The 17,194-nt window shown below is 47.2% G+C and carries 15 protein-coding genes and 1 riboswitch; of the genes, 13 read left to right on the forward strand and 2 right to left on the reverse strand.

The annotated features are described in order from the left end of the window. Positions 1-79 precede the first annotated feature (79 nt). Positions 80-184, forward strand: a riboswitch (SAM riboswitch). 109 nt (positions 185-293) lie between these two features. The 6 genes from ODZ53_RS04495 to ODZ53_RS04520 all read left to right on the forward strand — a co-directional run bounded on the left by ODZ53_RS04495 (position 294) and on the right by ODZ53_RS04520 (position 7,227). Beyond that, positions 294-1,226: an ABC transporter permease gene (locus ODZ53_RS04495; protein ID WP_372676091.1), complete on the forward strand. Its 933-nt coding sequence runs from the start codon at positions 294-296 to the stop codon at positions 1,224-1,226. Between the two features lie 4 nt (positions 1,227-1,230). Continuing rightward, the gene (locus ODZ53_RS04500) at positions 1,231-2,178 is read left to right on the forward strand and encodes an ABC transporter permease (protein WP_372676092.1); all 948 of its coding nucleotides are present in this window, start codon (positions 1,231-1,233) and stop codon (positions 2,176-2,178) included. A 14-nt stretch (positions 2,179-2,192) separates the two neighbouring features. Next, positions 2,193-3,215 (forward strand): ABC transporter ATP-binding protein, encoded by a 1,023-nt coding sequence (locus ODZ53_RS04505; RefSeq protein WP_372676093.1) that lies wholly within the window; start codon positions 2,193-2,195, stop codon positions 3,213-3,215. Then, complete coding sequence (locus tag ODZ53_RS04510) at positions 3,208-4,164, forward strand: ABC transporter ATP-binding protein (RefSeq protein WP_372676094.1); 957 nt, start codon at positions 3,208-3,210, stop codon at positions 4,162-4,164. The genes ODZ53_RS04505 and ODZ53_RS04510 overlap by 8 nt, the downstream gene beginning before the upstream one ends. A gap of 27 nt (positions 4,165-4,191) precedes the next feature. After that, positions 4,192-5,823, forward strand: a complete 1,632-nt coding sequence (locus ODZ53_RS04515) for a peptide ABC transporter substrate-binding protein (RefSeq protein WP_372676095.1) — start codon at positions 4,192-4,194, stop codon at positions 5,821-5,823. A 141-nt stretch (positions 5,824-5,964) separates the two neighbouring features. Beyond that, the gene (locus ODZ53_RS04520) at positions 5,965-7,227 is read left to right on the forward strand and encodes an aminopeptidase P family protein (RefSeq protein ID WP_372676096.1); all 1,263 of its coding nucleotides are present in this window, start codon (positions 5,965-5,967) and stop codon (positions 7,225-7,227) included. Between the two features lie 84 nt (positions 7,228-7,311). On the opposite strand, the gene ODZ53_RS04525 is transcribed toward ODZ53_RS04520, so the two are convergent. Next, on the reverse strand, positions 7,312-7,611 hold the full coding sequence (locus ODZ53_RS04525; protein WP_372676097.1) for a VOC family protein: 300 nt from the start codon (positions 7,609-7,611) through the stop codon (positions 7,312-7,314). A 141-nt stretch (positions 7,612-7,752) separates the two neighbouring features. Here ODZ53_RS04525 and ODZ53_RS04530 point away from each other — a divergent pair, with 141 nt between their 5' ends. The 5 genes from ODZ53_RS04530 (at position 7,753) to ODZ53_RS04550 (ending at position 13,561) form a co-directional block, all read left to right on the forward strand. After that, on the forward strand, positions 7,753-8,700 hold the full coding sequence (locus ODZ53_RS04530; protein ID WP_372676098.1) for a helix-turn-helix transcriptional regulator: 948 nt from the start codon (positions 7,753-7,755) through the stop codon (positions 8,698-8,700). Between the two features lie 283 nt (positions 8,701-8,983). Then, entirely contained in the window at positions 8,984-10,384 is a 1,401-nt protein-coding gene (locus tag ODZ53_RS04535) for a helix-turn-helix domain-containing protein (protein ID WP_372676099.1), read from the forward strand. A 354-nt stretch (positions 10,385-10,738) separates the two neighbouring features. Then, on the forward strand, positions 10,739-10,969 hold the full coding sequence (locus tag ODZ53_RS04540) for an aspartyl-phosphate phosphatase Spo0E family protein (protein ID WP_082909795.1): 231 nt from the start codon (positions 10,739-10,741) through the stop codon (positions 10,967-10,969). A gap of 128 nt (positions 10,970-11,097) precedes the next feature. After that, positions 11,098-12,582, forward strand: a complete 1,485-nt coding sequence (gene pdxR / locus ODZ53_RS04545; RefSeq protein ID WP_372676100.1) for a MocR-like pyridoxine biosynthesis transcription factor PdxR — start codon at positions 11,098-11,100, stop codon at positions 12,580-12,582. Between the two features lie 46 nt (positions 12,583-12,628). Continuing rightward, positions 12,629-13,561 carry a D-alanine--D-alanine ligase gene (locus ODZ53_RS04550; protein ID WP_372676101.1) on the forward strand — a complete coding sequence of 311 codons (933 nt, stop codon included), beginning with the start codon at positions 12,629-12,631 and terminating at the stop codon, positions 13,559-13,561. Positions 13,562-13,621: 60 nt separating this feature from the next. On the opposite strand, the gene ODZ53_RS04555 is transcribed toward ODZ53_RS04550, so the two are convergent. After that, positions 13,622-14,179 (reverse strand): helix-turn-helix domain-containing protein, encoded by a 558-nt coding sequence (locus tag ODZ53_RS04555; RefSeq protein ID WP_015891143.1) that lies wholly within the window; start codon positions 14,177-14,179, stop codon positions 13,622-13,624. A 267-nt stretch (positions 14,180-14,446) separates the two neighbouring features. Here ODZ53_RS04555 and ODZ53_RS04560 point away from each other — a divergent pair, with 267 nt between their 5' ends. Both ODZ53_RS04560 and ODZ53_RS04565 read left to right on the forward strand, forming a co-directional pair. Continuing rightward, positions 14,447-15,469: a MerR family transcriptional regulator gene (locus ODZ53_RS04560; RefSeq protein ID WP_372676102.1), complete on the forward strand. Its 1,023-nt coding sequence runs from the start codon at positions 14,447-14,449 to the stop codon at positions 15,467-15,469. 96 nt (positions 15,470-15,565) lie between these two features. Continuing rightward, positions 15,566-17,185: an ABC transporter substrate-binding protein gene (locus tag ODZ53_RS04565; protein WP_372676103.1), complete on the forward strand. Its 1,620-nt coding sequence runs from the start codon at positions 15,566-15,568 to the stop codon at positions 17,183-17,185. Positions 17,186-17,194 lie beyond the last annotated feature (9 nt).

A 17,194-nucleotide genomic window follows, 5' to 3' on the forward strand; every position in this document is an offset into this window, starting at 1 on the left:
CATGGAACAGCATTGACATATCCGAGTAAAATGATAAGATAAAAAAGAATTTTACAATGAAATTAAATTTCATAGAACATTCTTATCGAGAGTGGTGGAGGGACTGGCCCGATGAAACCCGGCAACCTTGGTCTGATTGACCTTACGGTGCTAATTCCTGCGGAGTTAATCTGCGAGATGAGAAGGTGGGAAACGTGCAATCGCCCCTCTTCTTTTCGGAGAGGGGTTTTCTATATTTATAATCCGTAGTATTCTCATCTCTTTACTTTGTATTATTTAAAGGAGGAAACAACGTGCTTTATTATGCAGTCAAGCGTGGCTTTCTCATGATCGTTACGCTGTGGATGATTGTCACGGTAACGTTCGTGACGATGCACCTGATTCCTGGTGATCCATTCGCGTCAGATGCCAAAATGCTTCCAGAAGAAGTGGTGAAGAACATGCGAGCGGAGTACAAACTGGATCAGCCAATCACGGTACAGTACCTGCTCTATCTAAAAGGATTGCTGCAATTTGACTTAGGGCCCTCTATCCAGTCCAAGACGAGGGATGTGAACACACTGATTGCAGAGGGATTTCCCGCATCGGCTGTTCTGGGACTCCAGTCGTTTATGGTCGCGCTGGCAGGTGGAATCACACTGGGAATCGTAGCGGCACTCTATCACAATCGGACCTTGGATTTCTTGTCTATGTTTGCTGCCATCATCGGAATCTCCGTCCCCAGTTTTATTCTCGCGCCACTGTTGATCAAGTACTTAGCGGTCAAATGGGAGCTTTTACCCGTCGCTGCATGGGGGAGCTGGGAGCACTCGATTCTTCCAACACTTGCGCTCGCTATCGGTCCGCTCGCCATCATCGCTCGTTTTGTACGAGCCAGCATGCTTGAGGTTTGGCAACAGGAATACATAAGTACGGCAGAGGCCAAAGGGCTTGGCACCTTTTCCATTGTCGTTAGACACGGGATGCGCAACGCCATCCTGCCTGTTCTTACCTTTATCGGTCCGCTGTTTGCCAACCTGATGACCGGAACCTTTGTGGTGGAAAAGATTTTCGCCATTCCCGGGATCGGCAAATATTTCGTGGAAAGCATTTTTAACCGCGATTATCCCGTTATTTTGGGAACGACTGTGTTTTACAGCTTTGTGCTCATTTTTACTTTGTACATCATCGACCTGCTGTATCGGGTGATTGACCCGCGCATCAGATTAACGAGTGGAGGGAGGTAGCGTTATGGCCAATCAGGCAACACAACTGGATTCTCTGTTTCGACCAGTCGACCGAAATCGGCTTTCTGAGGAAATTCGGGAGCGGCCGAGTCTTGGGTATTGGCAGGAGGTATTGCAGAGGGTATCCAGTAACAAGCTGGCAATGCTCGGGTTCTTCCTGCTCGCAGCAGTGGTAACCCTCTCAATCATCGGTCCGCTTCTCGTTCCCCACAGTCCACATGAACAGTCTTTGATGAAAGGAAATCTGCCACTGTCAGGCGAGCACTGGTTTGGAACCGATGACTTGGGGCGGGACATGTGGGCACGTACCTGGGCAGGCGGACAAATCTCTTTGTTTATTGGTGTGGCGGCAGCAGCCATCGACCTCGTGATTGGTGTATGCATCGGCGGGATATCCGGTTACATGGCAGGGAGGAACAAGCTGGGTGACCGTGTAGACAACATCCTGATGCGGTTGGCTGAAATTCTGTACAGCATTCCGTATCTGCTGGTGGTAATCCTGCTGATGGTGGTTCTGGAGCCTGGACTCGCAACAATCATTATTGCCCTTTCGCTAACTGGCTGGGTGGGGATGGCCCGCCTGGTCAGAGGACAAATCATGCAGATCAAGCGGCAGGAGTTTGTGCTGGCCGCAGAAAAGCTGGGCACCTCTCATGCCAAAATCATCATCAAACATCTGCTGCCGAATACGATCGGCGTCATCATCGTCAACCTGACCTTTACAATTCCGCACGCGATTTTCGCCGAATCATTTCTCAGCTTTCTTGGGCTGGGTGTGCAAGCGCCAATAGCCAGCTGGGGAACCATGGCCAACGACGCGCTGGCGGTTATGCTGAGCGGCCAGTGGTGGCGACTGTTTTTTCCGGGATTCATGATTTCGCTTACGATGTTCGCGTGCAATGCACTCGGGGACGGTTTGCAGGATGCACTGGACCCACGGATCAGGAAATGAGGGGGGAGTACATTATGAAGCCTTTATTGGAAGTAGATCAGCTACACGTCTCCTTTCGCACGTACGGTGGTGAGGTGCAGGCAGTAAGAGGGGTTTCCTTTTCTGTGAAGGAGGGAGAGACGCTGGCGATTGTGGGGGAAAGCGGCTGCGGAAAAAGTGTGACGGCCCGGGCATTGATGGGGATGATTCCACCGCGATCTGGTCAGGTAAAAGGCGGCAGCATTCGGTTTCGCGGGCGTGAACTGACTGGGCTGACGAAGCTGGAATGGCAGCAGGTTCGCGGCTCGCAGATCGGTATGATCTTTCAGGACCCGATGACCTCGTTGAACCCCACGATGAAAATCGGTCAGCAGATTGCGGAAGGGCTGATCAAACATCGAAAGCATACGAAGATGGAAGCAAAGGAAGAGACGCTGAAACTGCTGGAGAGGGTAGGTATTCCAGAGGCGGCGAGGCGATTTGAACAATATCCGCACGAGCTAAGTGGAGGAATGCGGCAGCGTGTCGGAATCGCTATGGCGCTAGCCTGCCAACCGCAGTTGGTTATCGCGGATGAACCGACGACGGCGCTCGACGTGACCATTCAGGCACAGATACTTCGTCTGATGAAGGAATTGCAGGAGCAGTTGCAGACGTCGATCATTTTGATCACCCACGATCTGGGCGTAGTCGCAGAGGTGGCCGATCATGTAGCGGTCATGTACGCAGGTGAAGTGGTGGAGAGCGGCCCGGTGGGAGAGATTTTTGACAATCCGCGCCATCCATACACACAAGGGCTGTTGCAGTCTGTGCCACGTCTCGATGCAGGTAAAAAAGAACGACTGATTCCCATCGAAGGGACACCGCCGGATTTGTTTCGTCCGCCTGTTGGTTGCCCGTTCGCTGACCGATGCCGGTTTGCCATGGAAATTTGCCTGGAGCATATGCCGCAATCAAATTCGTTTTTCAATCAGCATGAGGCGAGCTGCTGGCTGAACGACCCGCGTGCCCGGGGAGCAGAAGCGTGGATGGTAGCAGGGAGGGAGACACATGGGTGACAACTTAGTAGAAGTGGAGAATCTCGCTAAATCGTTTGAGATTGGCAAAGGCCAACGGGTTAGAGCTGTTGACCGTGTCTCTTTTGAAATCAGGCGAGGGGAGACGCTCGGAATCGTTGGGGAAAGCGGCTGCGGAAAGTCTACGCTGGGTAGAACGATCGTTGGCCTGTACCCGGCTACTGCAGGGCGCATCCTGTTTCAAGGCAAAGACATTGCCAGGATGGATCGACGTGAGCGACGGGAAGCGAACCGCCACATGCAGCTGATCTTCCAGGATCCGCAGGCCTCACTCAATCCGCGGTTGCGGGTAGGCGACATCATCGCCGAAGGAATTGACTCCTATGGATTGGCAAAAGGAAAAGAACGAGAAGAACGCATCTATCGGCTGCTGGAGCTCGTAGGATTGCACCCAAGCCACGCAAAACGCTTTCCGCATGAATTTAGCGGCGGACAGCGACAGCGTATCGGAATCGCTCGTGCGCTTGCGGTGGAGCCCAGCTTTATCGTGGCAGACGAGTCCATCTCCGCACTGGATGTGTCCATTCAGGCGCAAATCGTCAATCTTTTAGCCGATCTTCAGGCAGAGCGGTCTATCACCTATCTGTTTATCGCCCATGACCTGTCGATGGTGAAGCATATCAGCGACCGGATTGGCGTGATGTACCTGGGACAGATGATGGAGCTTGCACCGAGCGAGGAGTTGTTTGCCACACCGTTGCATCCTTACACTCAAGCCTTGATCACGGCAATGCCCGTCTCCCATCCAGCCCAGCGCGAAGAACGGGAGCAGATTGTACTGACTGGAGAACCACCCAGCCCGATTCATCCGCCAAGCGGTTGTCCGTTTCGCACCAGATGTCCGGTTGCCCAAAGCGTTTGCGCCGAAACAGCACCGGATTGGAAGGAGGTGAGGCACGGACACTGGATCGCTTGCCATCTTGTACAGTAGACAGAGGAGAACAAGGAGGAAATCATCATGAAAAAGGGATTGCTTACTTTTGTTGCATTGCTAGCTCTCGCTGTGCCTGCGCTTTCTGCGTGCGGCAGCGATAAATCAGCTGCATCTTCCGATCAACAGACGGGGACAGCCATCAAACAAGTCATGACCGCTAACCTGCGGGGCGAACCGTACACATTAGACCCGGCATTCGCTTCCGATACCACATCGTACTGGGTAATTGATCATCTGTATGAAGGATTGTACCGATACAGCCAAAATGGGGACATCAGCGAAGGAGCAGCCGAAAAGGTGGAAGTCTCCCCGGACGGCAAAACCTACACGTTTACTCTGCGCCCCGAGATGAAATGGTCGAACGGCGATCCGGTGACGGCGCATGACTACGAATACTCTTGGAAGCGTGTGTTGAATCCACAGACTGCCGCCTATGAACCATCCGCACTCTACTACATACAAGGCGCGGAGGCATACAACACAGGCAAAGGCAGCGTCAATGACGTTCAGATCAAGGCAAAGGATGACCGAACACTCATCGTTGGACTGAAAGACCCGATCACCTATTTCCCGAAAATCATGATGAGTCGCGCCTATCTGCCAGTGAACAAAAAAGTCGTGGATGCAGACAAAAACTGGGCGGCCGAAGCGAAAGGCATCGTGACCAATGGCCCGTACACCGTGGGGAGCTGGGACCACAATAGCCAACTGACGATTGCCAAAAGCCAGAGCTATTGGGAGAAAGAAAAAGTAACGATGGACACTGTCCACTTCAAGATGGTAAACGAAGCGACCACCTACTACCAGATGTTCAAAACAGGAGCGCTTGATCTGATTGATTCCCTGCCGATCGACGTGATTGAACAGGAAAAAGAAAAAGAAGAGTACAAATCATTCCCGGACTACAGCATTTATACGTACACGTTTAACGTAGAGGAAAAGCCGTTTACGAATGCGAAAATTCGTCAGGCCTTTTCCTACGCGATCGACCGAGACATCCTGACGAAAAACGTGACCAAGGGAGGCCAGCTTCCAGCTTACGGCTATACGCCATTTGGGGTGAAAACTCCTTCGGGTAAGGACTTCCGCGAAGAAGTGGCACCTTACTATCAGTTTGATCCGGCCAAGGCAAAGCAGCTCCTGGCTGAAGGCTTAATGGAAGAAGGCTTGACAGAGCTGCCGCCGATTACACTAAAATACAGCACCGCGGAAAACCACAAGAAGATCGCCGAAGCACTGCAAGAAATGTTCAAGCAAAATTTGGGCGTGCCAGTGAAGCTGGAGAATCAGGAGTGGAAAACATACATCGATACGTTCAAGCAGAAAAACTTCCAGATTGCCCGCATGGGTTGGGGCGGCGATTACCTTGATCCGCTCGCGATGCTGGAGCTGTACACAGGGAAAAGCTCCCGCAATTTCACCAACTGGGCCAATTCGAAATTTGACGAGCTGATCGAAAAAGCAAAGGTCGAGCAAAACGAGGAAGCACGCATGAAGCTTTTGCACGACGCTGAAACCATTTTGATGCAGGATATGCCAGTCATCCCGGTTTATTTCAATAACGAAAACTACCTCAACAGCAAAAAAATCGAAGGCATCCGCTTCAGTGTAACCGGGACACCGGACCTGCGTTGGGCGAAAAGAGTGGCAGAGTAACGTTTCATAAAATGAGGTCGTAGCTTACGATAACAAGGAGCAGTTTGCCTAGAGCAACTGCTCTTTGTTGAAACTCGTTTCCCAAATGATGAAAGTATCCTACAATAAGAAGAAACTCACGAACGAGGGGGTATAAAACAAATGACAGGAACCTTACATTCAATAGAGTTCATCAATCGCCGTCAAAAACTCGCGGAAAAAATGCCTGACCACAGCGCAATTGTCCTATTTTCGGGGGTTGTCAAGACACGCAGCAATGACGATAAATACCTGTTTTCACCGAACCGCAACTTCTATTATTTAACCGGCATTGCGCGCAGCAACCTCATTCTCATGATCACGAAACGCGCTGGCATCGTGAACGAAACGCTATTTCTTCAGCGCCCAAATGAACTGGAAGCGAAATGGACAGGGGCCGTCTTATCGGATCAAGAGGCGAAAGAGCAGTCTGGTATCGAACACTTCGACTATCTCGACGAGTGGCTGGAGTCATTTGGAACCTTTATGAGACGCTGCGAAGGCAAGTGCTCGCTCTATCTTGACTTGTATCGCTATCAGTGGAGTGACGAGCTGACCCCTGCAGAGACTTTTGCCGAAGACGCGCAGAAGAAATACCGGACCCTGCAGATTCACGATGCGGGCCCATGGCTGAAAGAACTGCGTATGTTGAAAAGTCCAGCAGAGATCGGAGAAATCAGACGTGCGATTGCGATCACGGATGAAGCAATCCGTCGCATGTGGTCGCATGCACGTCCTGGAATCATGGAATATGAGCTAGAGGCGTATTATGATTTCACGTTGAAGTCGCATGGTGTTCGCGAGCTTCCTTATTTACCTATCATTGGTAGCGGTATCAATGCTACGATCTTGCACTATGAAGCGAATAATCAGCGTGCAGAAGATGGTGACTTGGTCCTCCTCGACCTCGGTGCAGTATCGAATTACTATGCAGCTGATATTTCACGAACGTTCCCCGTGAACGGTCGCTTTTCAGAACGTCAGAAAGCGATCTATCAGCTCGTGCTCGAAGCAGAAATCAAGACCATAGAAGCAGTCAAGCCTGGTGTCACACTTACACAACTCAATGATGTGACGAAACAAGTCCTGACAGAAGGCCTGCTACGTCTCGGTCTCATCCAAGACAGCAGTGAGCTGTCCAAATACTACTATCATTCCGTGTCCCATCACCTTGGACTGGATACGCATGATGTCTCGGATTACAGTGCTACTTTGCAACCCGGTATGGTGATCACGATTGAACCAGGTCTGTACATAGAGGAAGAAGCGATTGGCATTCGGATTGAAGATAATGTGTTAGTAACAGGAGACGGCTACGAGGTGCTCTCATCACAGATACCGAAGGAAATCGAGGAAGTGGAATTGTTGATTGGGAAAAAGGAATAGCGAACGTTTAAAAGAAGGGGTACGATGAACGTTATAAAGCTCCGGGGTTCCCCTCGGAGCTTTATCGCGTTCATTCTGGTATTTTCAGCTCCAACTGCTTGTTGTATCATTCATGTAGAATTGGAACGTAATGTTATAACGGTCTTTCACCATTCCGAAGCAGGGACTAAATTCAGTTTTTTGCAACGGGAACAACACTTGCCCTTTTTCGCTCAATTTATTAAACATTTCTTCAATCTCGCTTTGTTGCGTCGCTGTTATACAAATATTCATCTGATTTCCGATTACATAAGGTTGCCCCGGAAAAAGATCAGCAACCATCATATCATTTTCTCCAGTTTGCAACACGGCATGGGCAATACGCGTTTTCCCTTCTTCAGGCAAACTATCGGCATTCTTGCCTTCCCCGTACGTAGAATCAATCTCCTTTTAAATGAAATGGTCCAATTTTTGCGTTTTGGACTTCATTAGAATCGTAACGTACAATAGTGACAATATTTGTCGTAATAAAAAAAGGAGTTTATCATGGCAAAATCCAAAAGACTGATCGAGATTATGATGGCCGTCAACAAAAAGAAGTCTTTCAACGCCAAACAGCTTGCCAGTGAATTTGGAGTTTCCACGCGGACGATTATGCGGGATATGCAGGAGTTGAGCGCACTAGGGGTTCCTTTTTATTCGGAAGTCGGTCCGAATGGGGGATATAAGATGCTGAACGAGAGAATGCTGCCCCCGGTTGCTTTTACGGAAGGCGAAGCGCTTGCTGTCTTTTTTGCCAGCCATGCATTGAGGCACTACGCGAATCTTCCGTTTGAGGCGGAAACAGATTCAGTGTTGCGCAAATTTTACTCTTATATGTCAGAAGATATTCGGGACCGTATCGACCGGATGCGGGAACGATTTGATCTGGTTACGCCGATGAGACATGCAAGCACGCCTTATTTGAGCTTGTTGCTGGATGCTGCGATCGATCAAAAAGTGGTGCGCATGGAGTACGAATCGAAACAGGATAAGCGGTTAAGAGATGTTCAGCCGATCGGAATATATGCCAGCAACGGGTTTTGGTATTGTCCGGCCTATTGCTTTCACCGCCGCGATTTTCGCTTGTTTCGCTGTGACCGGGTTAGATCTGTTGAACTGATCGAACGGAAAGCGGTCGATTTGACGCAAGTGCATACGGGAAACTGGGACTCTTACCTTGAAGAGGAGAGTCCGGCTATGGAACTTTATGTTGAGCTTACTGCAACAGGGGTGCAGAGATGTGAGTCCGAACTGTGGCCGGCGCACAAAATGCAAATTCATGTTCGAGAAGACGGCACGGGATGGCTGGGCAATCGAATCCCCACGAGTAGCCTTCCATTTTTCGGCCATTTTTTTATTGGATTGGGTACGGATGCAAAGGTAAAAGCGCCAGACGAGTTGATTCATGTTATGAGAGAAATGCTGGACAAACTAATGGAGCAATATCGGTAAAGACTGTCCAACACGAAGGCTGTTTGATTGGTCACGTTTTTGGGGTGACGCGGCCCGAAAGTTCCTGTTAGCGCGACAGCAAAAGCCCGGCTTGCACGAATGCTGGGCTTTTGCTGTCAGATCAGTAAAGATTGATAATTGAGTCTAAAACTAACTACCTTTGGGAGGGTCAGTCTAAATTTTTTTATCTTCGGACATAAAAATGATAAAGATATGTCTTATGTATCTTCCAAAAATAACCATTTGATTGTAAAATAAAGCAAAACTAAAAGGGTGATCCATTATGGGGGGACTGCTAGGGACATTGCACCAGTCGCTGCGGTCAGAAATTGAACAACATCGGAGAGCACGCGGTTATACATTGAGCAAACTAGGGGATTTAACTGGTATTAATCCGGGGACATTGAGCGAGATTCTAAATGGGAAGCCGCCTCGGGCTATTACGATAAGTCAATTAGACGCGCTCGCTGAGGTGTTTGGCTACGAGCCAGGCTGGATGTATGAACTTTATCCCGATGAATGTTTATATGAAGGGAAAATTTCGCGCCCCCGATTGATACCTTACTTGATTCGAAGCGCGGAGAATGGGCGAAAGGATTGCATCGAAGCTGTTGCCTCCCAATTATTGGAGAATCCCAAAAATATCTCCATCCTTTTTACTGTGGCAGAGCAATTATATGAGGATGGAAAACTGGGAAAGGCGGTGCCATTCTATGAGTACGTAATTGAGAACGAGAAAGATAGCTACTCTACCCAGTTTGTGATGAGTCACTACCGATTATTTCAGGCAATTCTCGGGACAAATGCGGATGAAAATGAGAAGGCTGTTATTCGCTTTTCGCCATATCGAAAGCGACTACCCGAAACGGACCAATTAGATGCTTTATTAAATTTGTCGAAGGTTTGTTTCACGTTGCAAAAATGGAGTGAAGCAGAAGCCTACGCAGATGAGCTACGAGGGCTTTCCAAAATTATTTATCAAGATAAGCTGCAAAAACACAGAAAAAATCGAACGACAGAGTTGATAAAAACAGAACGTCCGCTTGTCTACTACTACGGAATGGGCTATTTATATAAAGGATTAGTCCTACAGATGCAAGGCGCTTATTCCCAATCCAAAGAATATGTACAAGCATACGCCGATTTACATTGGTTTGAACTTCTGGACGATGAAGGGATTAGAATTATTGAGCGGTTTACTGTCTTTGCGAAGGCGAATTTTTACACACTGGAAGTATTAATGGGAAATGAAAAAATTATTAAGGAATATACCGACTATCTGGCGGAGCAGCCTGTTGAAATACTTCCGGGTCTCGTTACGATTATGGAAGCAGCTAATAAATATCATTTCTGTGTGGATGAGGTCTTATTACGCCTCTCTGAAGATATTGCTAGATTCCATGAACGAACAATGTTGGTGAATATGGTTCAGCACCTCCAATATCGATATCAGAAAGCAAAATATGATTTTTCAAAGGAACGCATTGAAAGTGGAATCAATGAAACCCTGCATTGTTTCGTTCTATCAGATTTGATGAATCGACATTATGATGCTCTGCAATGTGTACAGTTATTTGAAAAATATCGCCATCTTGCCTCGCCATCACAAATCCTCCAATATCAAGCCATTGTAATTGGAGAGAAGAAGGCTGAAGCTACATGTATAGACGAGTACGAGTTATAGGACGAAGTATCACCAATCACGAAAAAGATGATAAGTAGAGAGGATGAAAAAGAATGAAACATGTATTCCTGGCACTTCTTCTAACGTTTGGGTTTAGCAGCGCCATCGTGTACGAACCACAAAAGTCTGACACAGCACACGTCATTAATTATCAGCATGGTGCAGATTTTTAGAAAATAGTTGATAAGATACACAAAAAAACATCCTTTCGATAGGATGTTTTTTTCTATTCCATTTTTCCTTAGTTGGTGATTTCTTGCATATTCATTTATAGTTATTAATGTCATATTTTGTAAATCATAGGAGGTGCTTAACATAAAAGCTCTTGTAAGTTCATTAGAAAGGGACGTCTCTGTGCACCGAGGAACATCCCCGAAAAGCAAGTGCACGATCTGGGGCGCGGGAATAGAAGCAAGTCGCCACCACTTGGATCTAGAAACAAGCATCGAACAACTTCGACAGCAAATGATTGAATTGGCCGGAAAACATGGTCTTACAAGTGACGTAGTTTTGGGAGTAAGCCAGCAATTGGACAAATATATTGTGATGGCGCAAAACAACCATAAAACGGATAGCATCTGGTAAAAGGATTCACTAGCGGCCTACTAAAAATGATTACGAAAGAGGAACCACCGAAGGATGAAAAATCCAGTACGGTGGTTCTTTTTTTCTCTCGACTCTCATGCCATCATTATAGACGGGGGCGATGAAGGATGTTCCATGATTTCAGACTTGTTGGTGACCGTCCAGTCGCGATACAAGTGAAAGAATACGTCAAACGCTTAATAATCAAGGGTGCGCTTCAAGCAGATCAAAAGCTGCCCTCCACAAGAGAAATGAGCAGTCTGCTAAAGGTGAGCCGCAATACAGTCATTGCTGCCTACGAAGGCCTAGAGGATGACGGATTTACGTATGCGATTCCAGGAAAAGGCAGCTATGTAACTACTATGGTGGGCCATTTGGTTGCAAATAACGGAGGTACGGAAGGCTCATGGCAAATCGACTGGAAGGCACGAATGAACGAATATGCTGTATCCGCTGCAAAACTGGACATGATGAAACAGGGCATACGCGCCAAAAAAGCAACCATTTCATTCACAAGCATCGCGCCGGATGAGCAGTTGTTTGATTTGGGGGATGTAAGGCGGGCCTTTATGGATCGGATGGCAATCGAAGGGCAGGTGCTGCTCAACTACGGCTATGCCAAGGGTTACAAGCCACTGATCGATTACTTGATGCGCTATATGGAGAATAAAGGCGTCGATGTAAGCGGTAAGGATATCCTGATTACAAGCGGGTTTACAGAAGGTTTCGATATCGTGTTGTCGGCACTTCGTCCTTCTTCGCGCCGTGGAGCAGCCATTTGTGAAAATCCGACCCATCATACAGCGATCAAGAATTTGAAGCTGCAAGGATTTGAGATAACCGGCATTCCGATGGAGAGTGATGGTATAGATGTCAAGCAGCTTGAGGCGGTATTGCAGAAGCAGACAAACAGCTTCGATTTGGCCTATTTGACTCCTTCCTATCACAATCCGACTGGCATAGTCATGTCGCCGGCGAAGCGCAGTGCTGTTATGAAATTACTGATGCGCTATCAGATTCCGGTGATCGAGGATGGATTCAATGAGGAGCTGCGCTACTCGGGAGCGCATGTTGCGCCATTAATCGCAACAGCAGGGCAAGGGAACGGAGTCATCTATATTGGTAGCTTCTCCAAGGTACTGTTCCCAGGTTTGCGAGTGGGCTGGGTGCTCGGTGACAAGGCATTGCTCGACCATTTGGAAAGCATGAAGCGGGCACGCACCATTCATACCTCAACCATCGATCAATCGATACTCTATCAATATTTGCTGAATGGAAATTTCGATAAATATATCAAAAAAGCACGTATGGAATATAAGCGCAAATATGAACTGACGAAAGCCTGCTGTGAAGCACATCTCCCCGAGGCGCAGCTATCTGGCGACGGGGGCTTGCATTTGTTTCTTACCTTTCCGTCAGTCGTAAATACACGCCAGCTGCTAGAAGCTTGCACAGAACAGGGTGTCATTTTTACACCGGGGGACAAATTTTTCATTCAAGAAGGAACAGGGACGAATACCTTGCGACTCGGTTTTTCACGAGTAACGGATGAAAATATCGAGCGGGGTATTCAGATAATCGGCAAACAGGCGCGTCGCTTACTTGAGACATAACGATTACAGACCGCACAATCATTTGGAAGAAAAATGAGGTGTCATCATGAAGATAGGCGTTATTATGGGAGGTATTTCTTCGGAGCGTGAGGTTTCTCTGAAGACTGGTCAAGAGATGATCAATCATTTGGATCGCAGTCGCTATGAGGCAGTTCCTATTGTCATTACGCAGCGAGCAGATTTAATCACGCAGGTTCAGCAGGCAGGCATCGATTTCGCGCTGTTGGCGCTGCATGGACAATATGGTGAGGATGGCACAGTGCAGGGAGCGCTGGAGACACTCGGTATCCCCTATACAGGAAGCGGTGTACTGGCTAGCAGCCTATGTATGAATAAGCAACTGTCCAAGATGCTGCTGAAGACGGCAGGTATTCAAACGCCTGCTGGTCTTTACTGGAAGGACGTTTATGATCCACAGGCGGTGGAGCAATTGGGCTACCCGGTGATTGTGAAGCCAAATTTTGGGGGATCCAGCATTGGTGTCCAGCTCGTGCAAAATGAGAAGGAGCTGCTGTCGGCTGTTCAGGAAGCCATTTATTTGGATCAGGGGATCCTGATTGAGCCCTATTTGAAAGGGACGGAGCTAACCTGCGCGATTCTGGATGGGGAGGTACTCCCGATTATCGGCATTCGTTCGGCGCATTCAGAGTGGTTCGACTACCGAGCGAAATATGAGGATGGCGGCGCGGAGGAGAAGGTGATCGAGCTTCCTCCCGTTATCCAGCAGCGAGTGCGAGAGGCGGCCCTCGCCAGCTACCAACTGCTGCAGTGTAAAGTCTATGCAAGGGTCGATATGATTTTGTGTCAGGATATGCCTTACGTACTAGAAGTGAACACCTTACCAGGGATGACCGCCAACAGTCTGTTTCCAAAGAGTGCAGCAGCAGCAGGTATGACCTTTACACAGTTGCTGGACCGTATTATTGCGAGCTCGCTACATGAGCGGAAACGGGAATGGGGGGACTCTGCAAACGGATAGCATCTATCTAGTGATCTAACGGAAGAGAAACCCTACAGGTAGTGGGGTTTCTCTTTGCTTTCATTGACTGGAGTAGTGAATGATTACCGAACACTTTACGATACGATCTCCGTTGTTTTGATAAATGTGTGGCCTGTCGGCTTTGAAAATTAGAGTATCTTCTGGCTCAACGACATAAATTTGTTCATTGACAACAACCTCTAGCGTGCCTTCGTTTACGAGAATAAATTCCTCAACCCCAGTTGTATGCGGTTCTGCGATATGCTCGCATCCTGGTTCAAGGGTTACGGAAAAGATTTCAAACTGTTGTTCAGGATTATAGGGGACAAGTGGATACACACGATATTGACCGTCATTTTCAATAATGGGGTTTACTTCCTTCTTTTTTACAATCGTAACATTCGGCTTGTATTGACTAATGAGTGAAGAGAAGGATAAGCGCAACCCACTAGCTATTTTCCAAAGGGTTGTGATGGTTGGAGCAGATTTACCTCTCTCAATTTGTCCTAACATCGTTTTGCTAACCCCTGTTATTTCAGAAGTTTTATCCAAGCTCAAGTTTCTTTCCTTTCGGATACGCTTTATGTTCTCTCCAATATTTGTGTGAAACTCTTCCATAAATGCCCTCCACTGAATTCGGACGTTATCTTACACGTATGTACGTTTGATTTCTAGAAATAAACTGTATATCGTTCGGAACAGACACTATATAGTCCAAAATATACGAAAAGAGATGCTATGTCTACGGAAAACACGATTTTATCAGGTGTTCATCAAACGATTGGTAATACTCCCATGGAGTCAACAACTACCTGGCTTTTTTATATTGTCACTTGAATCTCAAGCTACATGAGGTTTTATAATTGGCTAAAGGGGTGTTGTAACGTGCATGCAAAGGCGAGGAACAGATTAGACACCACACAAAATCAACAGAACGATCTAACAACAATGGAAGCGAAGTTCTCCATAGGGCAAGTGGCGAAAATGACAGGATCTTCTGTACCCACTGTTCGATATTATGACGAGATTGGCCTGCTTTCACCTGCTGAGATAACTCCTGGAGGTCATCGTGTGTATACGGCAGAGGAAATATGGCGGTTAAAACTGATTCTAACCCTTCGCTATTTAAACTTTGGAATTGATGAGATTAAAAGAATGTTAGCTGGGGATATCCCTGTTGATAGGGCGATAGAATGGCAAATCGAAGCTTTGGACATTCAAATGCGTACGCTTGCCAGCATGAAGTCTATTTTGGAGCAAACAAAGCAGAGTAAGGATGACAATGATTCTTTGAGCTATATGCACGAGCTAATTGAATCAATTTCCGCAGATTCATTGGAACGAGAAAAGTTTATTTTAGAAAAAATGTTTTCGTCCGTTTTTCCTGAACAATTTCCGGTTGAATGGCGAGAGATATTTTTACTAGGGGTTAACATCTCTTCGTTGCTGGAAGGCAATCTTTCGGCAGCGCAAACGGCTGCATTAGATGAGTTGGAGGCAATGTTTAATGATCCACAGATTGTCAGGGAAATGAAGCATGATGTAATGTCCTTCCTGGAAGTAGTTCACCTGCCTAAAATCAGTGTGGAGATGTGGACTGCCAGATTGCTTAAAAACCATAAACAGCTGTTGAAAGCAGCGGAGCAACAGGCAACTCCAGATAGCCCTGTCGTACAGGCGAATATTCAAGAGTATGTGTTGCTCTTTGCGGATGTTGACGAACTCCCTGTCCCGCAATCATTTTTCCGTCGATTTGCTGAATGGTTGCTTTCAAGCCAAACCGAAAATCTCGAACGCTTTAGAAGAATTTGTTTAATCCTGTACCCAGGTCTGCAAACGTATATGAAAACAAATGAATTATTCTACCAAGGAGTACAGTGGAAGCTTCAACAACTGGACAACGAGTAAATGTACGCTTTGTTACAGCTTGCGAAGGAGGTGAAATCATCTGTCATCATCGGAAGTTCTTTCCAAAAGAAAAGGGTAGGGGTGGCATGCTGACACATGAAAAAAAACAACCGAAAAGCGTACAGTGTCTTTTTAGGGGGATTTGTCACGCTATGTCTGTTCCTGGTGGTTGGTTGTAGCACGCAAACAACTGTGCCAGCCGAGCAACAGGAGAGTGCCAAACCTAAATCGGGCGGACCCATTACAGTAGCGTACCCTTATGAACCGGATACGTTAGATGCTCACATGTCTGCTGGATCCGCTGGGGTCTATACCTGGTTGCTCGGTGGGTCGCTACTATATAAGGATCCTGCCTCAAACGAATACAAGCCCTCTCTGGCTAGTGACTATAAAATTTCTGAGGATGGCAAAACGTGGACCTTTACCATTCGTTCCGGGATTACCTTTCACGATGGGACAGCGCTGACTGCCAAAAGTTTTAAGGAAACCTTTGATCGTGCTCTTAATCCGCAGACTAAAGCAAAAACAGCCGCTGAAGTAATGGCTCCAATAAAAAGTGTGAAAGCGCCAGACGATCAGACCCTCGTTCTCGAACTACACGAACCCAATAGTGCTTTCCTCGATTCACTAGGGAATTATATAACACAGCCGTTATCATGGAAAGCGATTGAAAAGGCTGGGGAGGATTACGGCAGGAGTCCTGTGGGAGTAGGGCCGTGGAAGTTTGAGAGCTGGAATACGGGCGCAGGTGTCACCTATGCTAGAAATGAAGCTTTTCAGTGGGGAGAGCCATATTATGAAAATCAAGGTCCTCCAAGAGCCGACAAACTTGTCATAAAAGCGATTGCTGACAGCCAACTCAGGTTGTCAGCGCTAGAGAGCGGTGCTATCGATGTAGCAACGGAAATACCTGTGAAAGACGCGGTTTATTATCGGAATAATTCGAAATATCAAGTGATAGAACGCTTACGTCCTGGACTAGGCTTATTGATGGAAATGAATTTGAAGAGACCACCGTTTCAAGATATTCAAGTACGCAAAGCATTTCATATGCTCGTCAATAAAGAAGCCATTGTCCAAGCTGTTACGCAGGGAGAAGGCGAAGTGGCTCATATGCCGTTATCTCCATCGACGCTAGGGTATGACAAATCCTTAGAAGAGTACGGGTACGCGTATAATGTGGCTGAAGCAAAGAAATTGTTGGACGATGCTGGTTGGAAAGTGAACGGAAGCGGTGTGAGAGAAAAGGACGGAAAACCACTGAGTCTGAATTTACTCAGTACCGCAGATTTTGACAAAGAAGCCCAATTGCTCCAAGCCATGCTGGGAGAGGCTGGTATCCACATAATGATACAGAATCTAGAAATAGGAGGGTACATGCAGGAAGTCATCAAAGGAAATTTTGATGTAACGTTGATATCGGGTGCCTATGATGATCCTGATATTTTATACTTTTATTTCCATTCAAACGGTGCCTACAACCTGTCTGGTGTAAAAGATGACAAGCTGGACGCACTCCTTTTGAAAGGGCGTACAACCTTACAGACGAATGCCAGAAAGCAAGTGTATATGGATGCACAAAAGCAACTCATTGAGCAAGCGTATGTTGTCCCTCTCTATTACGATAAGGCCTTTACTGTCATAAATTCTCGGATAAAGGGAGTAAAGTGGACATCTGTCATGCCGACATATAATGACAGCTGGATCGAGAACTAACTACATGTC

Origin of the sequence: Brevibacillus sp. BD137 (assembly GCF_041644655.1) — a bacterium.
In the GTDB taxonomy this organism is placed as follows: domain Bacteria; phylum Bacillota; class Bacilli; order Brevibacillales; family Brevibacillaceae; genus Brevibacillus; species Brevibacillus brevis_D.

What these genes read in the sequence shown, in the direction of transcription:
- ODZ53_RS04500 (WP_372676092.1), top strand. Translation starts at nt 1,231, where the DNA reads ATGGCCAATCAGGCAACACAACTGGATTCTCTGTTTCGACCAGTCGAC.
- ODZ53_RS04505 (WP_372676093.1), top strand. Translation starts at nt 2,193, where the DNA reads ATGAAGCCTTTATTGGAAGTAGATCAGCTACACGTCTCCTTTCGCACG.
- ODZ53_RS04510 (WP_372676094.1), top strand. Translation starts at nt 3,208, where the DNA reads ATGGGTGACAACTTAGTAGAAGTGGAGAATCTCGCTAAATCGTTTGAG.
- ODZ53_RS04515 (WP_372676095.1), top strand. Translation starts at nt 4,192, where the DNA reads ATGAAAAAGGGATTGCTTACTTTTGTTGCATTGCTAGCTCTCGCTGTG.
- ODZ53_RS04520 (WP_372676096.1), top strand. Translation starts at nt 5,965, where the DNA reads ATGACAGGAACCTTACATTCAATAGAGTTCATCAATCGCCGTCAAAAA.
- ODZ53_RS04530 (WP_372676098.1), top strand. Translation starts at nt 7,753, where the DNA reads ATGGCAAAATCCAAAAGACTGATCGAGATTATGATGGCCGTCAACAAA.
- ODZ53_RS04535 (WP_372676099.1), top strand. Translation starts at nt 8,984, where the DNA reads ATGGGGGGACTGCTAGGGACATTGCACCAGTCGCTGCGGTCAGAAATT.
- pdxR (WP_372676100.1), top strand. Translation starts at nt 11,098, where the DNA reads ATGTTCCATGATTTCAGACTTGTTGGTGACCGTCCAGTCGCGATACAA.
- ODZ53_RS04550 (WP_372676101.1), top strand. Translation starts at nt 12,629, where the DNA reads ATGAAGATAGGCGTTATTATGGGAGGTATTTCTTCGGAGCGTGAGGTT.
- ODZ53_RS04555 (WP_015891143.1), bottom strand. Translation starts at nt 14,179, where the DNA reads ATGGAAGAGTTTCACACAAATATTGGAGAGAACATAAAGCGTATCCGA.
- ODZ53_RS04565 (WP_372676103.1), top strand. Translation starts at nt 15,566, where the DNA reads ATGAAAAAAAACAACCGAAAAGCGTACAGTGTCTTTTTAGGGGGATTT.